Annotated in this window: 22 protein-coding genes and 1 tRNA gene; 20 read left to right on the top strand and 3 right to left on the bottom strand. The window is 34.6% G+C overall.

Going from position 1 to position 20,904, the window contains the following annotated elements; all coding sequences use genetic code 11:
- Window positions 1-25 precede the first annotated feature (25 nt).
- The 18 genes from ACU68Y_RS07005 (at window position 26) to ACU68Y_RS06920 (ending at window position 15,710) form a co-directional block, all read left to right on the top strand.
- Complete coding sequence (locus ACU68Y_RS07005; protein WP_446755742.1) at window positions 26-895, top strand: DUF2232 domain-containing protein; 870 nt, start codon at window positions 26-28, stop codon at window positions 893-895.
- On the top strand, window positions 882-2,870 hold the full coding sequence (locus tag ACU68Y_RS07000; protein WP_446755743.1) for a DHH family phosphoesterase: 1,989 nt from the start codon (window positions 882-884) through the stop codon (window positions 2,868-2,870). Before ACU68Y_RS07005 ends, ACU68Y_RS07000 begins: the two co-directional genes overlap by 14 nt.
- Window positions 2,851-3,297, top strand: coding sequence for a 50S ribosomal protein L9 (gene rplI, locus ACU68Y_RS06995; RefSeq protein ID WP_316058339.1), 447 nt, complete (start codon window positions 2,851-2,853; stop codon window positions 3,295-3,297). The genes ACU68Y_RS07000 and rplI overlap by 20 nt, the downstream gene beginning before the upstream one ends.
- A 33-nt stretch (window positions 3,298-3,330) precedes the next feature.
- Window positions 3,331-4,668, top strand: a complete 1,338-nt coding sequence (dnaB, locus tag ACU68Y_RS06990) for a replicative DNA helicase (RefSeq protein ID WP_002837423.1) — start codon at window positions 3,331-3,333, stop codon at window positions 4,666-4,668.
- Window positions 4,665-5,228, top strand: coding sequence for a GNAT family N-acetyltransferase (locus tag ACU68Y_RS06985; RefSeq protein ID WP_002837455.1), 564 nt, complete (start codon window positions 4,665-4,667; stop codon window positions 5,226-5,228). The genes dnaB and ACU68Y_RS06985 overlap by 4 nt, the downstream gene beginning before the upstream one ends.
- A gap of 4 nt (window positions 5,229-5,232) precedes the next feature.
- Window positions 5,233-5,991 carry a DnaD domain-containing protein gene (locus tag ACU68Y_RS06980; RefSeq protein ID WP_002840674.1) on the top strand — a complete coding sequence of 253 codons (759 nt, stop codon included), beginning with the start codon at window positions 5,233-5,235 and terminating at the stop codon, window positions 5,989-5,991.
- A 2-nt stretch (window positions 5,992-5,993) separates the two neighbouring features.
- Window positions 5,994-6,971 (top strand): ATP-binding protein, encoded by a 978-nt coding sequence (locus ACU68Y_RS06975; protein WP_446755744.1) that lies wholly within the window; start codon window positions 5,994-5,996, stop codon window positions 6,969-6,971.
- Window positions 6,968-7,612, top strand: a complete 645-nt coding sequence (locus ACU68Y_RS06970) for an NAD(P)H-hydrate epimerase (RefSeq protein WP_446755745.1) — start codon at window positions 6,968-6,970, stop codon at window positions 7,610-7,612. The genes ACU68Y_RS06975 and ACU68Y_RS06970 overlap by 4 nt, the downstream gene beginning before the upstream one ends.
- Window positions 7,613-8,107: 495 nt before the next feature.
- The gene (locus tag ACU68Y_RS06965) at window positions 8,108-8,650 is read left to right on the top strand and encodes an ECF transporter S component (RefSeq protein WP_002842027.1); all 543 of its coding nucleotides are present in this window, start codon (window positions 8,108-8,110) and stop codon (window positions 8,648-8,650) included.
- Window positions 8,634-9,320 carry a radical SAM protein gene (locus tag ACU68Y_RS06960; protein ID WP_446755746.1) on the top strand — a complete coding sequence of 229 codons (687 nt, stop codon included), beginning with the start codon at window positions 8,634-8,636 and terminating at the stop codon, window positions 9,318-9,320. The genes ACU68Y_RS06965 and ACU68Y_RS06960 overlap by 17 nt, the downstream gene beginning before the upstream one ends.
- 66 nt (window positions 9,321-9,386) lie before the next feature.
- A complete protein-coding gene (locus tag ACU68Y_RS06955) occupies window positions 9,387-10,091 on the top strand; it encodes a hypothetical protein (RefSeq protein ID WP_446755747.1) in 705 nt (234 codons plus the stop codon).
- Between the two features lie 57 nt (window positions 10,092-10,148).
- Window positions 10,149-10,376 carry a hypothetical protein gene (locus tag ACU68Y_RS06950; RefSeq protein ID WP_002837438.1) on the top strand — a complete coding sequence of 76 codons (228 nt, stop codon included), beginning with the start codon at window positions 10,149-10,151 and terminating at the stop codon, window positions 10,374-10,376.
- Window positions 10,377-10,388: 12 nt separating this feature from the next.
- Window positions 10,389-10,571, top strand: a complete 183-nt coding sequence (locus tag ACU68Y_RS06945) for a hypothetical protein (RefSeq protein ID WP_002837458.1) — start codon at window positions 10,389-10,391, stop codon at window positions 10,569-10,571.
- A gap of 136 nt (window positions 10,572-10,707) precedes the next feature.
- On the top strand, window positions 10,708-11,646 hold the full coding sequence (locus ACU68Y_RS06940) for a D-alanyl-D-alanine carboxypeptidase (protein WP_446755748.1): 939 nt from the start codon (window positions 10,708-10,710) through the stop codon (window positions 11,644-11,646).
- Between the two features lie 341 nt (window positions 11,647-11,987).
- Entirely contained in the window at window positions 11,988-13,253 is a 1,266-nt protein-coding gene (serS, locus tag ACU68Y_RS06935; protein WP_446755749.1) for a serine--tRNA ligase, read from the top strand.
- A 27-nt stretch (window positions 13,254-13,280) separates the two neighbouring features.
- Complete coding sequence (locus ACU68Y_RS06930) at window positions 13,281-14,417, top strand: glycosyltransferase (protein ID WP_002837427.1); 1,137 nt, start codon at window positions 13,281-13,283, stop codon at window positions 14,415-14,417.
- Window positions 14,418-14,455: 38 nt separating this feature from the next.
- A complete protein-coding gene (locus ACU68Y_RS06925) occupies window positions 14,456-15,610 on the top strand; it encodes a D-alanyl-D-alanine carboxypeptidase family protein (protein WP_446765330.1) in 1,155 nt (384 codons plus the stop codon).
- 24 nt (window positions 15,611-15,634) lie between these two features.
- Window positions 15,635-15,710, top strand: a tRNA-Arg gene (locus ACU68Y_RS06920).
- A gap of 174 nt (window positions 15,711-15,884) precedes the next feature.
- Here ACU68Y_RS06920 and ACU68Y_RS06915 read toward each other — a convergent pair.
- The 3 genes from ACU68Y_RS06915 to ACU68Y_RS06905 are packed head-to-tail and all read right to left on the bottom strand — an operon-like array spanning window position 15,885 to window position 18,913.
- The gene (locus ACU68Y_RS06915; protein ID WP_002837437.1) at window positions 15,885-16,910 is read right to left on the bottom strand and encodes a DUF3644 domain-containing protein; all 1,026 of its coding nucleotides are present in this window, start codon (window positions 16,908-16,910) and stop codon (window positions 15,885-15,887) included.
- A gap of 21 nt (window positions 16,911-16,931) precedes the next feature.
- Entirely contained in the window at window positions 16,932-17,675 is a 744-nt protein-coding gene (locus ACU68Y_RS06910; RefSeq protein ID WP_446755750.1) for a TIGR03915 family putative DNA repair protein, read from the bottom strand.
- Window positions 17,676-17,677: 2 nt separating this feature from the next.
- Window positions 17,678-18,913 carry a putative DNA modification/repair radical SAM protein gene (locus ACU68Y_RS06905; RefSeq protein WP_446755751.1) on the bottom strand — a complete coding sequence of 412 codons (1,236 nt, stop codon included), beginning with the start codon at window positions 18,911-18,913 and terminating at the stop codon, window positions 17,678-17,680.
- 140 nt (window positions 18,914-19,053) lie between these two features.
- On the opposite strand from ACU68Y_RS06905, the gene brnQ reads away from it, so the two are divergent.
- Window positions 19,054-20,331 carry a branched-chain amino acid transport system II carrier protein gene (brnQ, locus tag ACU68Y_RS06900; RefSeq protein WP_002837419.1) on the top strand — a complete coding sequence of 426 codons (1,278 nt, stop codon included), beginning with the start codon at window positions 19,054-19,056 and terminating at the stop codon, window positions 20,329-20,331.
- A 70-nt stretch (window positions 20,332-20,401) separates the two neighbouring features.
- Window positions 20,402-20,755, top strand: coding sequence for a YkvA family protein (locus ACU68Y_RS06895; protein WP_002837442.1), 354 nt, complete (start codon window positions 20,402-20,404; stop codon window positions 20,753-20,755).
- Window positions 20,756-20,904 lie beyond the last annotated feature (149 nt).

Genomic DNA, 20,904 nt, shown 5'->3' with positions numbered 1-20,904 from the left:
TAATACGATTGATTATAGATCTTTAATGAAAATTTCATTGAGAGCTCTGTTGATTTATGTCGTGAGTTTGTTTGTATTTCCATTTGGATTTATTGTGTTGCCTTCTTATTTTATTAAGTTAGGATTGGAAAAAGATAACAGACTCGCTCTGATATCTTTCGGTATATTTTTCGTGTTGAGCATGGTTGTGTCAAGCCCTATGATTGCGATTCCTATTGGATTATTCACGATTTTGGTGTTTTATTCGATTTTGAATCTTTTGAGTTCGGGATTTGATGACACACAAGCTATCGCGATTAGCTTTGTTGGGATTTGTGCGTTCGTTGCGTTGACGAATTTGCTTTTGAAATTTAATGCGGACATGTCGATTGCAGATGTGATTAGCCACAAGTTGAATGATTTCATGAAGGTTTTGAGTTCTGTGAAGATGGACGACGAATTGATGAAGTCTGTTAAGATTATGTTTGAACAATCAACTAAGCTTATTGTAAGAGCTGTGTATGCGATTATGGGAATTATTGCTTTTTACACAAGTGTGTTGAATGTTTACATTCCACAAAAATCAAAAGAGCACAAGTTTCACGATTTCAGAATAGATATGATATTCACAAGTGTAGTTGTGGGCTTGGTGTTGATTTCTGGAGTAACTTATTTTGTGAATAGGGATTTGGGAAATTATTTGTTGTATAATTTGTCGATATTCGGTATTTATACGTACTTATTGGGCGGAATTGCACTGATGTTTTCGTATTTGAAATCATTGTCGAAGCCTTTTAAGGTGTTGACTGTGCTAGTTTCAGTTGCAATTCAACCGTTTATTTATATTTTGGCAGTCTTGGGAGCTGTGAACAGTTTCAAGGATTTGAGAAAGAAGGAAAACAATGCAAGAGCTTAAATATTCACTGAAACATTTGATTGTACAAGCAGTTTTGTTGGTGATACTTTCTGCGATTTTGTTTTATTTTCAAAATATCATAGGAACGTTGGCTTTTATCGCTTCGGCTTTTATGATTATGAATCAATACACATACATCAACAAAAAGAACCAAAAGGTTGAGGACAAGATTATTAATCTTAATAACGAGTTTACAGATATTACGAAAAATGCTGTATTCAAGGTTCCTTTTCCACTTTTGATTCTCAATGATAAGAATAAAATCAGTTGGTTTAACACGTATTTTAAGGATTTGTGTGACGATGAGGTTGAGATTTTCAACAATGAAATCGAAAATATTCTCGATTTGAAAACTGTGAATGATGATGAGAATAATTTGGATTATTACGAAACGCAAGTTGACGGAAAATATTACAGATTTTATCCTGTTACGATAAAAGATAGTGAAGACAAGGATTTGACGTTGCTTTACGGCGTTGACAACACTGCTTTCATGGATGTTGTGACTTTGTTGGATGAAAAAAGACTGGGACTTGTCGATATTTTCATCGACAATTACGACGAGGCACGTAACAGCATCAAAGAAGAAGAAAGAACGAGGGTGTTCTCGGAAGTTGACAAGATTTTGCAAGATTTTGCGAGAGGACACAATGCGTATATTAGAAAGTACGAATCTGATAAGTTTGTGATGGTCGTTGAGAAACACGAGCTTGAAAATATTATGCAACAAAAATTCTCGGTGTTGGATATGATTAAGGATATTAAAAACACGAATAATGTTCCTGTTACTTTGAGTATCGGGGCTTCGATTGTTGGAGATAATCCTTACGAAATTCACGACAAATCAAGATCATGCCTAGATGTTGCACTTGGCCGTGGTGGAGATCAAGCTGTGGTTGACACTGGAGAGCTTAAATATTTCGGCGGCAAGAACAAGGCTGTTGAAAAACGTAACAAGGTTAAGGCTAGGGTTGTGTCTCACGCGTTGAAGAAGCTTATCGAACAAAGCTCGAATGTGTTTATTATGGGACACAAAAATCCAGACATGGATTCAATTGGGTCTTGTTTGGGAATGTTGGAAGCGTGCAAGATTAATAGCAAGGAATGTTACATTATTTTGAATGAGGTTGGCCCTCAAATCGAAAATATTTACAATGCGGTTTTGGAAGAAAAACCAGATTACAAGAAATATTTTGTGAAGAATGCATTTGCGAAGGAAAATTGCAACAGCAATAGTTTGGTGATTATTTGCGACAATCACAGAAGAAATTCTGTTGAGTGCCAAGAAATTATGGATATTACGAAAAATATCGTGGTTATCGATCACCACAGAAGAAGTTCCGATTATATCAAGGATACTTCGTTGACTTATTTGGAACCTTACGCATCTAGCGCATCTGAAATGGTGACGGAAGTTTTGTTCTATATGACAGAAAAACTCGAGATACCAAAGATTGTAGCAGAGGCATTACTTGCAGGAATTACTGTGGATACGAAGAATTTCTTCTATCAAACAGGTGTTAGAACTTTTGAAGCGGCATCTATTTTGAAAAGACAAGGCGCAGATAGTGTCAGGGTTAAACAACTTTTCAAAGACGATGAGAGAACTATCAAGCTCAAATCAGATGTTATCGCTTCATCGAAAATGTATAGAAACAACATCGCCATCGGAAGATTGGAAGAAGAAGTTGACGAATCCATTTTGGTTGCTGCACAATCAGCAGATGATTTGCTCAACATTTTGGGAGTGGAAGCTTCTTTCGTGTTGGCGAAATTAAAAGATAAAATCCATGTTAGTGCGAGAAGTTTGGGTAAAATTTCCGTGCAATTGATTTTGGAAAAAGTCGGTGGCGGCGGTCACCTTACAAGTGCAGGTGCGCAACTTGATTGCAGCATGGATGAAGCAGAAGAAAAGATAAAACAAGCAATTGATGAATATATCAAGGAGGATACGGATGAAAGTTATATTGACTAGTGATGTAGATAAGTTAGGAAAAGCTGGCGAAATGGTTAATGCAAAGACTGGTTTTGCGAGAAATTTCCTACTACCAAATAAATTAGCAGTACAAGCAACAAAAGAAAATATTAAAATTTGGGAAGAAAAACAAGCAGAATTAAGAGCGATTGAAAGAGAAAACATAAAAAAAGCTAATGAATTAAAAGAAAAAATCGAAAACACTAAAGTTAAGATTATCGCAAAGACTGGAGAAGGCGACAGACTTTTCGGTTCAATCACTTCTATGGATATAGAAAAAGCATTGAAGGATCAACACGGTTTGGATATTGACAAGAAAAAAATCGAAATGAAAGACAACATCAAATCTTTGGGAACATTTAATGTTGTGGTAAAAGTATATCCAGATATTAACGCTAATTTGGAAGTAATTGTAGACAAGGAATAATTTTAAAATACACGAAAGAAAGGCGGTGAGGTAATGGAAAATCAACAAAATATTATGCCGTGCGATTTGGAAGCTGAAAGAAGCATAATCGGTGCGATGATAATTGACGAGAGAGCTGTGGATGATGCGGCAGAAATTGTGGAGCCGGTGGATTTTTATTCTACGAAATACCAAGAAATCTACAAGGCGATTTTGCAAGTAATTGACGAGAAAAAGCCTGTGGATTACATTACGTTGGAAGACCAATTAAAATCCAATAATATGTACGAAATTATCGGTGGAATTGATGAACTTATAAGCATTTCAGAAGCTGTGGGAAGTGCTGTAAATGTAAAATATTACTCAGAAATTGTCAAGAGCAAGGCGATTATCAGAAACTTGATGCGCGTGTCACAAGATGTGATTGATATGTCCATTGCCAACAATTCCGTTGGAGAGGTTTTGGAATACGCTGAAAGTAATATTTTCAAAATCAGTCAGAATAGAAATCACCAAGATTTGGTTAAAATCCAAGAAATGTTGGAGCCAACTCTTGCACGAATTGGCGAAATGAGTATGAGCCAAGGGCAATTAACTGGTGTTACGACTGGCTTGATTGATTTGGATAGACAACTTTCGGGGCTACAAAACTCGGATTTGATTTTACTTGCAGCGCGTCCTGCGATGGGAAAAACATCGCTTGCGCTTAATATTGCATACAAGGCGAGTGTCAAACATCACGTTGCAATTTTTTCTCTTGAAATGAGTAAGATGCAATTGACTCAAAGATTATTGTCTGCTCTTAGTAACATTAATTTGTCGGAACTTGTGTCTGGTAGAGTTACTGAGTGGACAAATTTGGGACAAGCGGCACAGCTATTAGCAGAAAGCAATATGTTTGTCGATGATACTTCGTCGATTTCATTGAACGAGCTACGTTCGAAATGTAGAAAATTAAAAGCACGTGGCGAATTGGATTTGGTTATTATAGATTATTTGCAACTTATGACTACAAATTCTAGAAATGAGAACAGACAACAAGAAATCTCCACGATTTCAAGAGGACTCAAAGGCTTGGCGAAAGAATTAAATTGTCCGATTCTTGCATTGAGCCAATTGTCGCGTGCGCCTGATCAAAGACCGAACCACAGACCAGTCATGAGTGACCTTCGTGAATCTGGGGCGATCGAACAAGATGCGGATGTTGTGTTGATGTTGTATCGTGATGATTATTACGATCCAGAAACAGACAAGCCGAACATCGCGGAAATTATCGTCGCAAAACACAGAAACGGTCCAACAGGAACTGTGGATACTTTATTCGACAAGGAACACACGAAGTTTATGGATTTGGACAAGCAAATGCCCGATGTAGGAGCGTTTGACAAATGATAACTACTGAGAGGTTAACGCTGGAAGGTTTGACATTGAACGATGCATTTGAAATCGAACAATGGGGAAAACACACAGACGAACGACTTATCGATTACAACTTGTCCGATTTGGACGATTTTGAAATAAAAATGTGGTATCGCCAAAAAAGAGAAATGAAAACGCAAAAATATTTTGCGATTAGGGATAAATCCCGAAAATTGGTGGGATATGTGGGGCTGAAACAATACGACAAGTTCACGAAAACGGCGTTTTTGGGTATTGTTTTGGATCCAAATGAAATGGACAAATCATACGGCGAAGAATCCATAAAAGCTTTGATTGACATTGCATTTAATGTTTACGGGCTGGACAGGATTTTCTTGAATGTGAATAATTTCAACATAAGAGCGATAAAATGTTACGAAAAATGTGGATTCAGGAAGTTTTGTAGTTACGAGGAAGTGTTTGAAAATCAAAGGTTGGACACGCACGACGAGGATTTCGATGAGTTTTTCACGGTAAAAGACGGGACAATTTTTGCGAAGAACACTACGATGGCGATTGATAATAAGAGGTGATTTTATGAAATATAGTGTAGAAAAATTTAAAATAGATTTGGGCGAAACACCTATTGAAAATATATTTTTGAATCAATATCTTCAAGTGGCCACAGGAAATCAACTAAAAGTGTATTTGTACTGTTACAAGCTTGCCAAGGATACTTCGGCGAATGTGGATATTTCGGATGAAGAAATTGCGAAGGCGTTGGATTTGACTGAAAGTGAAGTATCGGAGTGTTGGAATTATTGGTTGGATGAGGGAATTATCAAACGATACACTGATGCCGAAACGCAAACTAACCACACGGTTTTTTTGAGTTTGAGACAATTGTATCTTGGAATTACAAATCCCGAGCCAGACGAATCTCAGAAGACTTACATTCCACAAAACAGTCAAGAAATCAAGGAAATGTTCAGGGATATTGAAGATATCCGAGATATGGAATTATCCAAATCAGAAATGGAAAGAATTTTGGAACACATTTCCACTTATCACCAAACACCAGAGTTGGTGGTGACAGCTTTCCATTACTGCACAACTAATCCGAACACGAAAAACAACACGAATTACGTTTTGCAAGTTCTCAGAAATTGGAAGCTTGACGGTATCATGACGTTGGAACAATGGCAAGAAGAAAACAATAAAAAACAACAAAGAAAAACGAAGAAGAGAACTTATTATAGACCGAAGACTAACGATATTGAAAACAAGGCTACAAATATTAACTCGAAATTTTTGAACGATTTTATCAAGAAATCAAAAGAGCAAAAGGATAAATAATAATGAGCTACGCAAAAGAAGCCAACAGAATATTGGAAGATTACAGAAATCAATCCAAAAGAGAATTGGATAAGAGATTTGATGAAGTTTTTCGAAAAGTTCCAGAATACGAGAATTTGCTCCAACACAGAAACGAGATTGGATACGAGTATCTGAGAAAAAGCATCAAAGCTGACAAGGAAGAATTAAAAAATTTGGAAGATGAAATCAAATCCACTGAAGAAAAAATGCACAAAATGCTCATATTAAGTGGGTTTCCAAGTGATTATTTGAACTTGAAGCATCGCTGCGACAAGTGTGAGGATACTGGAGTTTACAACGGAAAAATGTGTTCTTGCAAGAAAACAATCATGGTGAACATTGCTCGTGAGAAAAGTTCACTTAACGAGCAAATGAAAAATCAAAATTTCGATAGATTTGACATCAACGTGTTTGACACGAAAAAAGACAGTTCACAAGGAATGTCCCAACGTGAAAACATGCAAGCAATCAGCGAGAATTTGAAATATTACTCGAAGAATTACACTAAAAACGCGAAGTCACTTTTGTTGTACGGACAAGTTGGAACAGGAAAAACATATTTGTTGTCCTGCATGGCGAAAGAAATCATTGAAAACGGATTTTCTGTGATATATTTGTCTGCAATGCAATTGTTGAAGCAACTTTTTTCGATAAGATATCAGAATTTCAACGAAGCGCCACAACCAGAGGTTGAAGATATTATTTACAACTGTGATGTGCTTATGATTGATGATTTGGGAACGGAAAATTCAACAGAAACCAACATCAGTTTATTGTTTGATCTGTTGAATTACAGAATTCAAAACCAAAAAACTACGATAATTTCGACAAATATCGACCTTGATGATTTGCAAAGTCAATATGATCAGAGAATTTCATCAAGAATCAAGGGCGAGTTTATACCGATACAATTTTTCGGCAGGGATATAAGAGAAGAGAGGTTCAAAAACGGACTATGATTTATGTAACAGCTGAACAAATGAGACAAATCGACCATTACACGATTCACGAAATCGGAATTCCATCGATTGTCTTGATGGAAAATGCCAAGGCGCAAATCTCCAAACATATTTTGGACAAGAATTTCTCCAAAGCGTACGTGTTTTGCTCTGTTGGAAACAATGGTGGAGATGGATTGGCAGTTGCAAGAGATATCTACAACGCAAAAAAATATGTGAAAGTGTATGTCATTGGAAAACTGGAAAAAGCATCGACGGATTTTAAAATCAACTACGATATTTTGAAAAAATTAGACGTGGAGATTGAATTTGTAGACGAAAACACGAAATTCGACATAACAGAAAATGATTTGATTGTCGACAGCATTTTTGGAACGGGTCTCAAAAGAGATATCGAAGGAATTTACAAAGATGTAATCGACATGATTAACGACTCACAAGCTTTTGTTGTGAGCGTGGACATGCCATCGGGAATGGATTCTGATGAAAATAAAATCCACAACGTAGCAGTGAAGGCAGACCTTCTTGTGACATTGCAATTACCAAAAAAGTCGTTGCAAGAGTATGAGGGAGAATATGTCGTAGAACCAATAGGTATACCAGAAAAATCAATTAAACATGTATTAAATAACGCTTCGTAAGAGGCGTTTTTTTGGTGGGAAAGGGGAGGGTGTGTGTGGAATTTTACGAAATTATCATCTCAAAATATGATAGCAATAAAAAGTAGAAACCGATTTGGAGAGAAATATGTTATAACCAAAAACGCAAGTAAAGGAGCGAATCGTTCGGAAAAAATTGCTTTAAATTCAAGCGAAATGGAACGTAAAAATCGCGCTGTTTGAGCGATAGCGAGTTCGCGATTTTAGTTTCATGAGCGCTGAATTTATCAATTTTTGTAGTCAGATGAGCGATTTACGAGTTTTTGGTAAACTTTCTTTATCGACAAACAAATCGGTTCTACTTTTTTGCAATTACTTTTTAGGTACACTAATTTGCATTGAGTTTAATTATTTGGTAAAATTACTGTTGCCTAGTTAAAACTGAAATTTATTTCAGGACTTGTTTGAGAGCTCCAAGTATAAAAAAACAAGGCGTTATTTTTGAGTTCTCCTATATTTTATTAGGAGGTTTTTTTATTGAGAAAAACGAATACGAAATTGTTGACTACTATAGCGATTTGCATTGCAATCAACTGCCTTGGTGCTTTTATCGCTGTTAGTACGAAGGTTCCTTTGTTATTGGATCACATAGGATCTTTATTGGTGTGTATGTTATTTGGATGGAAATACGGGATTGTGACGGCGTTTTTATCGTCTGTTATGAACCAAATTCTTTTCGATCCATTTGCGCTTCCATTTGCCCCTACAGGTATGCTTATGGTGTTTATGGTTGGAATTTTATATGAAAAGGGATATTTTAAGAAATTGCACACTATTCCTGCACTTTTATTGGCTGTACTTCCAGGTGCTATTTTGGGCGCTATTATTCAAGGATATATTTTTGGTGGGGTTACAAGCTCAGGAAGTGATGTTATCGTAAGATTCATGATAAACAAGGGAGTAAATCCTGCTGCGGCATCTTTTATCAACCAATATTTCATGGAATTTGTCGACAGGCTCATTTCATTTACTGTTGTGATGACTGCTGTTAAGAGGATTAAGATTGAATCGATACGCTAAGATTGAAGAAAAATTAAAACGCGAGATTGTGCTTTTGAAAGGCAGACCATGTTTTTGGGGCAAATGCACTTTTTGCGATTACATTGAAGACAATACGATGGATATGGATGATGCTGTTCGTGAGAACCGCGAGATTCTTGAAAATGTAACTGGCGAATTTGGCGTTTTGGAATGTATTAATTCGGGAAATGTGTTCGAACTTCCCGAGCAAACGAAAATAGACATCAAGAATTTAATTCACGATAAAAATATTCACACGTTGGTTTTTGAAGCGCATTATATTTTTAAACATAGACTTCACGAAATCAGGGAATTTTTCGGATGCGAGATTTTGTTTAAGACGGGAATTGAATCGTTCGATTACGATTTTAGAGAAAATGTCCTCAACAAAAACGCGAAATTTCATGATGTAAAAGAGGTATCCGATTATTTTGATTCTGCGTGTTTAATGGTTGGAATTAAGGGTCAAACTAAGGAGATGATTGAAAAAGACATCGAGATTGGCCTTTCGAATTTCAAATGGATTACTATTAATATTTTCATCAATAATTCCACGCCGATCAAAAGAGATGATGAGCTTGTGAAGTGGTTTTTGGAAAATCATTACGATTTGAAAAATCATCCGAAAGTCGAGATGTTAGTTGAAAACACTGATTTGGGAGTTGGTTAAACTTCCGTCAGTGTTTTTTGTTTGATTTTCATATATAATAAGATTAGTGAAATAATGGGAGGAAATATGAAAAACAAATTATTTAAAATCTTACTTGTGATGCTCGGCGTTGTATTTGTAGCATCTTGTTCGAAGAAAATGCCCGAAATTACCGAAGAAAACAAGGCTTATGTGGCAGATTATTTGAATGATGGATTTAAAAATGTTGACATTTCAAAAGACGGTAGACTTGAAAAATCTGATGTGGAAAAAATCGCAGCGAACTTCAACAAGCCCTACAATTATAATGGCAAAGATGTTGTAAATTCAATAGACACATTTTTCTACGGAGAAAGCTTCGCATCACCACAAGAAATCACTTTGAAAAACTTCGTGGCGAATTTTCCAAGCGAAACGCTAGATCCTGACAAGGACAAATCCAAGATAGACGAATTGAAAAAACAAAATCCAAATGCATTCAAACAAACAAGAGAAAACGCAAAGATTTTAAAGGTGGACAAGAATTTGGTGGATGCTGTTTTATTGAAATACGCGAATATTACAAGTGACGATGTGAAAAATAAGGAAAATGTCGTGTATTTGAAGGGTGACAATTCGTATTATGTGATGGAAAATGATGAAGAGTGGGCATTCGAACCTGCGGTGTGTAAAATCAATTCCAAGGAAATTATCTTGGAAGATGATATCAAATCGGAACTTAAACTTGAAGAAAAAAGTGGCAAGTTTTTTATAAAATCTTTTGAATTATCTCCTAATGCTTGTTGTGAATAAGGGATTATTATGCTATAATGTAATAAAAGGTACTGTACGAAACAAAGGGAGGCAATTATGATTACTTTAGCGTTTGTAACATTGATAGTTATTTTATCAATAGTTTTCGCAGCTATTTTAGGAGCTTTTGGATTGGTATTGGGATTAGCCGGAGCAATTGTAGGAATTTTAGTGGCAATTGGGGCAGTAGCATTCTCGTTTTTGAAAGTTTTCATAAAAATAGCGCTAGTAGTTTTGGTAATTAGATTTATTTACAGAAGATTTTTCGCAAAAGAAGAAATATAAAGGAAGTGGAGTATGGATAACAAATATTTAAAATACATTTTGTATATATTCTTGGCTATTTTGGCTTTGAATATTATGACAGGAATTATGGGAATTACTATTAGTATTTTGAAATTCTTGATGAAAGTATTCTTGGTTTTAGTTGTAATAGGATATGTAGCAAAATTTTTCCAAAATGCAAACAAAGATATGTAGAAAATAACACTGAGCAAATCTTGTGAGAGATTGTGCTTGGTGTTTTTTGTTTGATGTTTTCAACAAATCTACAATTTGGATACAAGTATTGTAATTCACATTGTGATATAGGATAATTTAGATACAGAGGTGAATTATGAAAAAACATAAGCGCAAAATATTTTTAATTCTTGGAGTCATTCTTTTAGTGCTTTGTTTGGGAGTATTGAAATTGCGTGGCTATAGAATTTTACAATCCAGAACTTTTAGAAAATTTTACGATAGAATTGATTTCAAAATAGATACTAAAGAGTTGAAGATTCCAGAAGATGCACTTTCTTTTTCGGTGTATGACATAAATAAAGAAGAATATTTGTTTTATGAAGGCGGCGGACAATTACCAACGGTTGCAAGCTTATCGAAACTTTTTGCGATTGATTACGCACTAACGAAGGTAAAATTAGAAGATAGCATAGAGGTTAATCAAGAATTATTAGATCTAGTACCACAAGGCTCATCAATGGCACACTTAAAGCCTGGCAAATATACAGCAGAGCAAATCATGCAGGCTATGCTTGTGCCATCTGGAAATGATGCGGCTTTTGCATTGGCATATAATATCGGCAAAAAAGACTTGGGAGATGGTTACAGCGCAAAAAAATATGTGAATTATTTTGTAAAAAATCTCAGCAAGTACCTCGCAGATGAAGGTTACAATAAAACTCATTTGTTCGATCCGAGTGGATTTTCTACACAGGCAGATACCAATTTAAAAGATATTAATAGAGTTGCACTTAAACTTATTGATTATGATTTTGTCAAAAAATGTATGGGCAAGAGTTATTTTACAATTCAAACTCCTCAAGGAGAAATGAATTGGAAAAATACCAACGAATTTTTGGATCCTAAGTCAGCGTTTTACAACAAAGATGTAAAGGGCATCAAAACGGGCACGATGGCATCATCCTACAACATTGTCGTATTGTACGAGAAAGACGGAAAGAAGTATCTAATAACTTGTCTTGCATCTCACACGAATGAAGACAGGTATAAGGCTGTGCAGGCGGCGATTAATACGATTATAAATAAAAAATAAAAGATAGAAACAGATTGGCGTTTAAAAAGCTGATCTGTTTTTAAAATGATGAATATACAAAAATCCAAAAACGTTGTAATCAAGCTATACATTGACACAAATGGATAGTTTGTGGTAAAATATACATTAATATAGTTGAATATTGCAGTTGATGAAGAAATAGTAATTATTGGAGTAATTCAGAGAGCTTATGTGTGGTGAGAATAAGTATATGAAGATAATGAATCTAACTTCGATGCGTTATTGGTTGAGAGAGCTTATGCTAATTAGGGTGGCAGTCGCGGAAACGTAATTTTCGTCCCTTGGTATGAGTTTTTTTATTGTTTTATAAGGAGAAGGTTATGTTAGATATTAAAAGAATTAGAAATAATCCAGAAGAAATCGTTGAAGCGCTTAAAAAAAGAAGAGGAGAATATCCTATTCAAAAACTTTTGGCTACTGATGAAAAAAGACGTGAAGTTATTCAAAAAGTAGAATCAATGAAGGCGGAACAAAATAAGCTTTCCAAACAAGTTCCACAAATGAAGAAAAACGGAGAAGATACTACAGAACTTTTCAAAAATTTGAAGAAGTTGTCTGATGATATCAAAAATTTGGATGATGATTTGAAAGATATCGACGATGAAATCAGAGAATATTTGATGGAAATTCCAAACACTCCTAACAAGGAAGTTCCAGTTGGTTTGGATGATACTGAAAATTTGGAAATGAGAAAATGGGGCGAACCTCGTAAATTTGATTTCGATATAAAAGCTCACTGGGATTTGGGTGTTGACTTGGATATTTTGGATTTCGAAAGAGCAACTAAGATTTCCAAATCAAGATTTTCTGTATTCAAAGGAAAAGGAGCACGACTTGAAAGAGCGTTGATGAATTTCATGGTGGATCTTCACACTGATAAACAAGGTTACACTGAAATGAATACTCCAGTATTGATGAGTCCAAGTGCGATGAGAGGAACTGGTCAAATTCCAAAATTCAAAGAAGATATGTTTTATTGCGAAAAAGACGACATGTATCTTGCTCCTACTGCAGAAGTTCCTGTAACTAATTTATTGGGTGGAGAGATTTTGGAACAAGGAAGCTTGCCAATTTATTACACAGCATTTACTCAATGTTTCAGAAGAGAAGCTGGAAGTGCTGGACGTGACACGAGAGGTTTGATTAGAAATCACCAATTTGAAAAAGTTGAAATGGTAAAATTCGTTGAACCTTCTACAAGTTATGACGAATTAGAAAAACTTACTAATAACGCAGAAGAAATCTTGCAATTGTTGGAAATTCCATACAGAGTTGTTAGACTTTGTTCTGGGGATTTGGGATTCTCATCTGCAATGACATACGACATCGAAGTGTGGATGCCAAGTTACAACAGATACGTTGAAATCTCAAGCTGTTCAAACTTTGAAGATTTCCAAGCAAGACGTGCAAATATTAGATATCGTGACGAAAATAATAAGCCACAATACGTTCACACACTAAACGGGTCTGGACTTGCTATTGGACGTTGTTTTGCAGCTGTAATCGAAAACTATCAACAAGCTGATGGATCTATAAAAATTCCTGAAGTGCTACAAAAATACACAGGATTTGATATAATAGACTAGTAAACTAAAATTAAGATAGGAAAAGAAATGAAGGCTTATATAATCGCTAGAGGTTATCCAACGGATAAATACAAAATGAACGGAATATTTGAACTGGATCAGGCAATTGCACTCGCCAAAAAAGGCGTAGAAGTTGTGTTGATTGCTCTTGATTTCAGATCACTTAGACGTTTTCGAAAATATAAAAGTGAATATTTTATAAAAGATAATGTCAAAGTGTATTCCTTTCATTTTCCAATTGGAAGATATATCTTCAAAAGCCTTTATGACTTTTCTTATTTGGTACTTAGACATTTCTACAAAAAAGTGGAGAAAATCGAAGGAAGACCAGATGTGCTTCACACTTATTTTACAGACCAAGGATACTACACATCCAAGCTTGCAAAAGAGTTGAACATTCCATTCGTACTTACTGAATGCAATTCTGTTGTAAATCAAGATACAATCAAGCCTTCTTACAGAAGAATTGCCCAAGAAACTTACGATAGGACAGACGGGCTAATAACTGTAAGTCCCAAATTCAAAGAGAAAATAAAAGAAGAATTTGGCAAGGATTCTACAGAAATTGCAATTATTCCGAACCTTACGATTTTCAAAAACAACGAGAATTTCAAACGAGGAGAAATCTTCAACATCGTATCCACTGGAAATGTAATCACGACAAAAGGTCCACAAGAATTAATCGAGGCGTTTAACATTGCTTTTTCAAACGATAAAAATGTGAAGCTTACGATTTATGGCGACGGATTTTTACGAAAACCTTTAATTAAAATGGTCGAAGAGTTGAATTTGACCGACCAAGTATTTCTTCCTGGACTAACAAAAAGAGAAAAAATCGTTGAGGGCTACAATAATGCGGATATGTTTTGTTTGTATTCGTATTCAGAAACTTTTGGGTTGGCGTATTTGGAAGCGCTATCTGCAGGACTTCCTGTAGTTGCGAGCAAGTGCGGTGGGCCAGAACATTTAATAAATGAAGAAAATGGAATATTGGTTGATAGATTTAACGTTGAGAAGTTAGCCGAAGCGTTAAGATATATGCACGACAATATTGAAAAATACGACAGAAAGAAAATATCACACGATATCAAAGAAGTATATTCCGAAGAAAATATTACAGATGATGTAATAAAAGTGTACGAAGAAGTTATATCGAAAAGATGAGGTGAGAAATGAAGAGTATTAAAAAAATAATACCCTTAATGTTAGTACTTGCTATTGTATTTCAACCTGCATTATCAAAAGCGGACTCGAAGTTGGGATTTGAAGACAAAGTAAAAGCATATTACACAATTGAACAGGATTATTCCCAAGAATTGTTGAATTACAACGAGAACAAGCCTTTGGCTATAGCATCCTTAACTAAAATCATGACTTATGTTTTGGTTATGGAAGATATCAACGCAAACAAATACAAACTCGACGATAAAATCAAAATCCAAACACAATACGCTAAGCCTGAAGCAAGCACAATGCAACTTAAAAAAGGTGAAGAATTAACTGTAAATGATTTGATAAGAGGAATGATGATAGTCAGTGGCAATGATGCCGCAGACGAATTAGCAGTGAAATCAGAAGGATCTGTGGCAAAATTTGTCGAAAGAATGAACAAAAAAGCAGCCGAATTGGAATTGGAATCTGCGAAGTTTTATTCTGCATCAGGTTATCCTGAAAACGACAAGGAAAATTTGATGAGCGCAAAAGATTTGGCGAAATTAACAACTTATACAATCAACAATTACCCACAAGTTTTGAATTACACAAAAACACAAAAACTTGTAATGCCAAGTAGAAAATACGAAGCTGCAACTACAGTTCCATTTTTAGGAAAAATAGAAGGCGTAGATGGATTTAAAACAGGAACAACTGAAAAAGCTGGATACTGTTTGATAACTACGATGAGCTTGAAGCCAAACAATCCCAAAAACAAAGTAGTATCTGTTTTGATGGGAGCTCCAACAAAATACGACAGAAATACTTACCAAAAAATAATGCTAGAATACGTCAGAAATTCATTCGAGCCAATGAATATATTAAACAGTGAAAAACCAATCGAAACGAAATCAGTCGACAGTGTCGTTGATAAAAAAGTTGAGATTTATCCTACAGAAGACGTATCTATTTTGTATAATAATAAAACTGGTCTGCAACAAAAAGTCGACATCAAAAAAGATTTGAAAGCTCCTTTGAAAAAAGGACAAGTCGTAGGAAAAGTTATAATAGACACTGGAAAAGGCGACAAGAGAGAAGTAAGCCTTGTTGTCAAGAAACCTTACGAAAAAGCAGACACATTAACTAGAATAAAAAGAAGCGCCAAATACACTTACGAATTATTAGAAGCACTTCTTGCATCATAAGCCGAATTAATTCGGTTTTTATGTGCTTCCATAATTAAGCTGGATATAATACCCCCCTCCTAAGGGGGCATCCCCGGTTCGAATCCGGGTGGGAGTACCAAAAGAAAAGCCTTGAGTAGAATTCTCAAGGCTTTTTTAAGTTTAAGATAAGTTTTCTTTTTGTTCTGATGAAAATATGCTATAATATAGTTAACAAAGATAACTTGTGAAGGATTAACGCTGGGTCCCAGAAAGGGGTAGATATTTTATATCGAGCATTCCTATGTGCCTGGGGTTATCTTTTTTTGTTTTCTTCTCTAGAACTATTCAATTTCTTATTACCATCTTTAAGACTTTCAACAATATTTAATGGATCTTTACTTATTTCATCAACTATAAATTCGATAAATTGTTGAGAATATGTATAGCTATTGTTGTTTCCAATCTTATGCTTATAGCAATATTTGTCATTTTCTTTAATATTATAAAAATTGATAAATTGAGTTAGAACATATGCAGTAAAACCTTTCTCATAAGATAATACAATATTTTTTCTTTTCAAACGTTCTTGAACAGCTGTAACCACACTATTAAAAGAGTATTTATGAGTATCAGCAGGATCTTTAAGTTCTTTCACTATTTCAATAGGTGTTTTAGAATCTTTTTCTATACGAACTGTGAAATCAGCATCATCTCTCTTCTTAGTTATATACAAAACTTGCTTTATTTTAACTGAAAATTTATCTGAATTATATTCATCCATAAGTACATCAACCTCATTTGCTTCTTTAATGAATTTTTCTGCTATCTCTGGAGGGTATTTCAATTTAATTTCCTCGTTAGATAAAGGTTGATAATGAGCAGAAATAGTTAAGAAATTTTGAGGTATATATTTAGTTATATCTACACTGTGAAATCTATTGATTTCATTAATATAATTTAATACACACGCTTGAAAAAGAGGAGCGTATTTTACTTCATAGTCTTGAGTTATAAAGTGAGTGCTTATATTTCTTAAATCAATAATCTTTTCAAGATTAAGCCTTATTCTTGTGTTTTTATCAGAATATATTTTTGCTATTGATTCAGATAAAGTAATAGTTCTTTCTGGGCTGTCTTTATAGTATATAGGTATTTCACGATTTATTAATTCGCCTTTTAGCATCAATTCCCATGCATTACAGATAAAAAAACTAAATCCTTCTATTCTATATTTTATTGTTGGCTTATTATAAATTTCAATTCCTAAGATAAAAGCTTCTATACTTTTTTCAATTAATTGACTGACTAATTTTTTGTTTGTTTCTTCGGTTTCTTTCATATTTGTATTCCTTTAAATTAATTATTCTTCGTTATCGTAAATTTTGTTTTTTTCTGGTAAATATTTCCAGTATTTTTTCGGCATATTATTCTGCATAAGTTTCAGGTTGTGTCGTTCTTTTATCCCGACTGAATTGTAGAATTCTATCCAGCAATCTTCGAACATTTTCTCTTCATCAGATTCTTGTTTGAAGATTTCTTGTACATCGTAAAACGCCAACTCTTTGTCCACATAAATCGCGCACTTGTTTCTTTTCTTATCGTAAATCACAAACTTTTCATTTCTCAATCTGTTTTTGAAATGATATGCTAGTAATTCCAAAATATCGTTGTTTGGTTCAAATTCTGCGAATAAGAAATTGTCTTGGATTTCTTTAAATCTAAGAAGACCTTTGTATGCGTGAAGTTCTCTTGTTGAATATTTGCACAGACTATTGAATTGGACTGCGATTTTGTCGGAAGAGTTGATGAAGTTGTAGTTGTATTTGTACATATTCTTGATTGTCTTAGCGATAATGGTCGACTTGTCGGGGTTTTCTGAGACAAATGCGTAGTTGATGCTACGATAAAAATTGAATCCAAAATTGTCTATTATAGATTTTTTTACACGCGATGATTTGTCAACGTCTGTCTCAATGTATATGTCGTCATTCAAAAAATCCAATTGCTCAGTTTTTACTACGATAATCGAATTTTCGATGTGTTTGTACTGTTCAAAAATCACCGTGAATAAGCCATCTAAGCTGTTGTCATAACTGTATCTCATATCTACTCCAAAAAACTAAGCTGCGTGATATTTTTTCCTTCTTGCATTCTCAAAATTTCTAGCAAATCGTCTTGCGTGTTGTATTTTTGTCCGCGATAAACTCCATTTACGAGGATGAAGTTCTTCGCTTTTTTTAAAGAAATTTTGAGAGAGGTCAAATCATCGAAGCTAAGGTTGGCAAATTTTCTCGCATTTATTATTCTCATCGCATAAGTTGGACCAAATCCAGGAACACGCAAAAGATCTTCATAAGATGCGCGATTTATTTCTATTGGGAAATTCGCTACATTTTGCACTGCCCAGAATGCCTTGGGATCCAACGTCAAATCAAAAAACGGATTTTTTTCGTTCAAGATTTCATTTGATTTGAATTTGTAAAATCTCATCAGCCAATCTGCTTGATACAACCTATGTTCACGTAACATGGGAACTTTTTTGATTTTCTCTGTATATTTTGATTTGATTACAGGGACAAATCCAGAATAGAAAACTCTTTTGAGTTTGTAATCTTCATATAAGCTACTAGCTTTGTTGATAATTGTAAGATCAGATTCTCCAGCTGCACCCACAATCATTTGAGTGGATTGACCTGCTAGTAAAAACAAAGGAGTTTTTCTGATGGTTTTCCTGTCGATTTTGTATTGTGTTATGGATTCGTTGATGAAACTCATCGGTTTTTCGATGGACTCATAAGTTTTCTGAGGAGCAAGCATCTTCAAACTTGATTTTGTTGGAAGTTCTATGTTGATACTCATACGATCGATAAGTTTTCCTAGTCTTTCGATTAATTCTTCACTTGCGCCAGGGATTGCCTTCATATGAATGTATCCGTTGAATTTTTTCTCGTTACGAAGAATTTCTGCAACTCTAATAAGCTTTATCATAGTATAGTCGGGGCTTTTCACAACTCCACTCGACAGAAATAATCCTTCGATGTAATTTCTTTTGTAAAAATTTATAGTCAAATCAGCCACTTCTTCTGGAGTAAATTCTGCTCTTTCGACGTTGTTTTCTTTTCTATTTACGCAATATTCGCAACTGTAAATGCATTTATTCGTAAGCAAAATTTTCAGTAAGGATATGCACCTTCCGTCTTCTGACCAACTGTGACATATTCCAGAATTGTGTGCCTGGCCAATTCCATTCGTAGTGTTTTTTCTATTGGAACCACTGGAAGAACAACTGACATCGTACTTGGCAGCGTCTGATAATATTGATAATTTACGTTTTAATTCCATAATATCACCTATTCGTATTTTATAATAAAACAAATATTCGCACAAGTTTGTTTTTTAGGAAAAATTGTTGTTTATTGGACAAAATTGTGATAGAATTGTAAGAAATGATAAAAATTTAAAATAATTATACAGAGGTAAAGATGAAAGATAAAAAACTAATAATTGTTAGTGGTTTTGCACTATTCTCAATGTTTTTCGGAGCAGGGAATTTGATATTTCCACCATATCTTGGAAACAAAGTTGGAGATCAATATTTGATAGCTATGATTGGATTCTTGTTGAGTTCGGTTGGACTTGTGTTTCTGGGATTATTGGCAGCGACAAAATGTGGAGGAACAATTGAAAAAATCGGAAATACTATAAATCCTCGATTCTCACTGATATTTTCAACAATAATTATGCTTGCGATTGGACCTGGACTTGCAATTCCAAGAACTGCAGCGACAACGGTAGAAGTAATACAAAAAGGATTCTTCAAAGGAGCAAATTCCATTTTGCTAACAGCAATATTTTTTGTTTGTGTGTATTTATTCGTAAGAAAACCTAACAAGATAATAGATAATTTGGGAAAAATTTTGACACCATTATTGATTGTGACTCTTCTTGCGATTATTTTAAAAGGAATAATATCTCCTGTCGCAACACCTGTGAATACATATCAAATTCAAGTCTTCCAATCAAGCTTTGAAGAAGGATATCAAACAATGGACGCATTGGCGTCAATTGTATTTGCAATCGTAGTTACCAAAGGATTCATGCAAAACGGAATCAAAGATGAAGACAAAATCAAAGATTACACGATAAAATCTGCAACTATTGCAGCCATTGGACTATGTTTTGTATATGGTGGATTATTATTCATCGGCGCGACAACTTCCAATCTAAATTTGGGCAACATGGAAAGAATAGAATTGCTATTGTACATTTGCAACCAACAATTGGGAGTGTTTGGAAAAATATTAATCTGCATTGCAATGACATTGGCATGCCTCACAACAGCAATCGGACTTACGACAACTGTAGGAGAATTTTTCGGCGATATGCTCAAAGATAAAACAAATGGAATCATGTCATACGATTTGATAATTATCATATCCACTGTGTTCAGCGCGTTTTTTGCAGTAGTCGGAGTGGAAAAAATCTTGAAAATATCCGCGCCAATACTTTCAGCAATCTATCCAGTAGCAATCGTGTTAATATTCTTGAACCTTTTCAACAAAGATACATTCGAAAAAAACACGAAACTTGGAGCAATCATAGGCGCATCAATTTTTGGATTTTTAATTCTACTCAACAGCTTCAAATTGGATTTCGGCTTGTTGAAAATTATTGAATCCGTATTTCCAATGCAAATCAAAAGCTTCATTTGGATAATTCCAGCAGTAATTGGCGGATTAATAGGAAAAATCAAAAAATAGATCAAATTGTAACTATTATGTAATACGATATATCGTGCAATGTATGGTATAATATTGTTGAGGTGAGTAAATGATCAAAAAATTATTTGGCTTGAAAAACGAAATACCAACATTGTGGTATGCATTTTTTAACAAACAAACACCATTATTCTCGAAAATTATATTGGCACTCTCAGTGCTTTACGTAGTAAGCCCAGTTGATTTCGTGCCGGATTTCTTAGCAGGTTTAGGAATCTTGGATGATTTAATCCTTGCTCCGTCATTAATGATGGTCGCAAAGAAATTCATCTCCGAAGAAATCATAGATACAAGTGAAGAAAAAGCAGAACAGCTAAACTCCAAACTAAAAATATTCGCAATTGTAGCTGGAGTAGGGATATTATTATTGATAAGCTTTTTGATTTATAAAAATGTTGGGAAATAAATAATTCTAAGCACGCTTAATTTGATCTGAACCCCAAAATCCGGAATACGGATGGAGGGGTTTTTGTATGCCAAAATATACAAAAGAATTTAAAATAAAATTAGTACTAGAATACTTATCAGGTAAATCTGGAGGCTATAGAATTGTAG

This window comes from Finegoldia sp. P1-F-LS, assembly GCF_052932205.1.
The sequence above is the reverse complement of the archived record's forward strand: the minus strand, read 5'-3'. Positions and strand labels throughout refer to the sequence as shown.

Bases quoted from the DNA above. Each gene is read 5' to 3' on its own strand.
- ACU68Y_RS06945 (WP_002837458.1), top strand. From the start codon at position 10,389: ATGGATAACAAATATTTAAAATACATTTTGTATATATTCTTGGCTATT.
- ACU68Y_RS07005 (WP_446755742.1), top strand. From the start codon at position 26: ATGAAAATTTCATTGAGAGCTCTGTTGATTTATGTCGTGAGTTTGTTT.
- brnQ (WP_002837419.1), top strand. From the start codon at position 19,054: ATGAAAGATAAAAAACTAATAATTGTTAGTGGTTTTGCACTATTCTCA.
- ACU68Y_RS06980 (WP_002840674.1), top strand. From the start codon at position 5,233: ATGAAATATAGTGTAGAAAAATTTAAAATAGATTTGGGCGAAACACCT.
- ACU68Y_RS06930 (WP_002837427.1), top strand. From the start codon at position 13,281: ATGAAGGCTTATATAATCGCTAGAGGTTATCCAACGGATAAATACAAA.
- dnaB (WP_002837423.1), top strand. From the start codon at position 3,331: ATGGAAAATCAACAAAATATTATGCCGTGCGATTTGGAAGCTGAAAGA.
- ACU68Y_RS06915 (WP_002837437.1), bottom strand. From the start codon at position 16,910: ATGAAAGAAACCGAAGAAACAAACAAAAAATTAGTCAGTCAATTAATT.
- ACU68Y_RS06985 (WP_002837455.1), top strand. From the start codon at position 4,665: ATGATAACTACTGAGAGGTTAACGCTGGAAGGTTTGACATTGAACGAT.
- ACU68Y_RS06950 (WP_002837438.1), top strand. From the start codon at position 10,149: ATGATTACTTTAGCGTTTGTAACATTGATAGTTATTTTATCAATAGTT.
- ACU68Y_RS06910 (WP_446755750.1), bottom strand. From the start codon at position 17,675: ATGAGATACAGTTATGACAACAGCTTAGATGGCTTATTCACGGTGATT.
- ACU68Y_RS06905 (WP_446755751.1), bottom strand. From the start codon at position 18,913: ATGGAATTAAAACGTAAATTATCAATATTATCAGACGCTGCCAAGTAC.
- ACU68Y_RS06940 (WP_446755748.1), top strand. From the start codon at position 10,708: ATGAAAAAACATAAGCGCAAAATATTTTTAATTCTTGGAGTCATTCTT.
- ACU68Y_RS06895 (WP_002837442.1), top strand. From the start codon at position 20,402: ATGATCAAAAAATTATTTGGCTTGAAAAACGAAATACCAACATTGTGG.
- ACU68Y_RS06955 (WP_446755747.1), top strand. From the start codon at position 9,387: ATGAAAAACAAATTATTTAAAATCTTACTTGTGATGCTCGGCGTTGTA.
- ACU68Y_RS07000 (WP_446755743.1), top strand. From the start codon at position 882: ATGCAAGAGCTTAAATATTCACTGAAACATTTGATTGTACAAGCAGTT.
- ACU68Y_RS06925 (WP_446765330.1), top strand. From the start codon at position 14,456: ATGTTAGTACTTGCTATTGTATTTCAACCTGCATTATCAAAAGCGGAC.
- ACU68Y_RS06975 (WP_446755744.1), top strand. From the start codon at position 5,994: ATGAGCTACGCAAAAGAAGCCAACAGAATATTGGAAGATTACAGAAAT.
- ACU68Y_RS06970 (WP_446755745.1), top strand. From the start codon at position 6,968: ATGATTTATGTAACAGCTGAACAAATGAGACAAATCGACCATTACACG.
- rplI (WP_316058339.1), top strand. From the start codon at position 2,851: ATGAAAGTTATATTGACTAGTGATGTAGATAAGTTAGGAAAAGCTGGC.
- serS (WP_446755749.1), top strand. From the start codon at position 11,988: ATGTTAGATATTAAAAGAATTAGAAATAATCCAGAAGAAATCGTTGAA.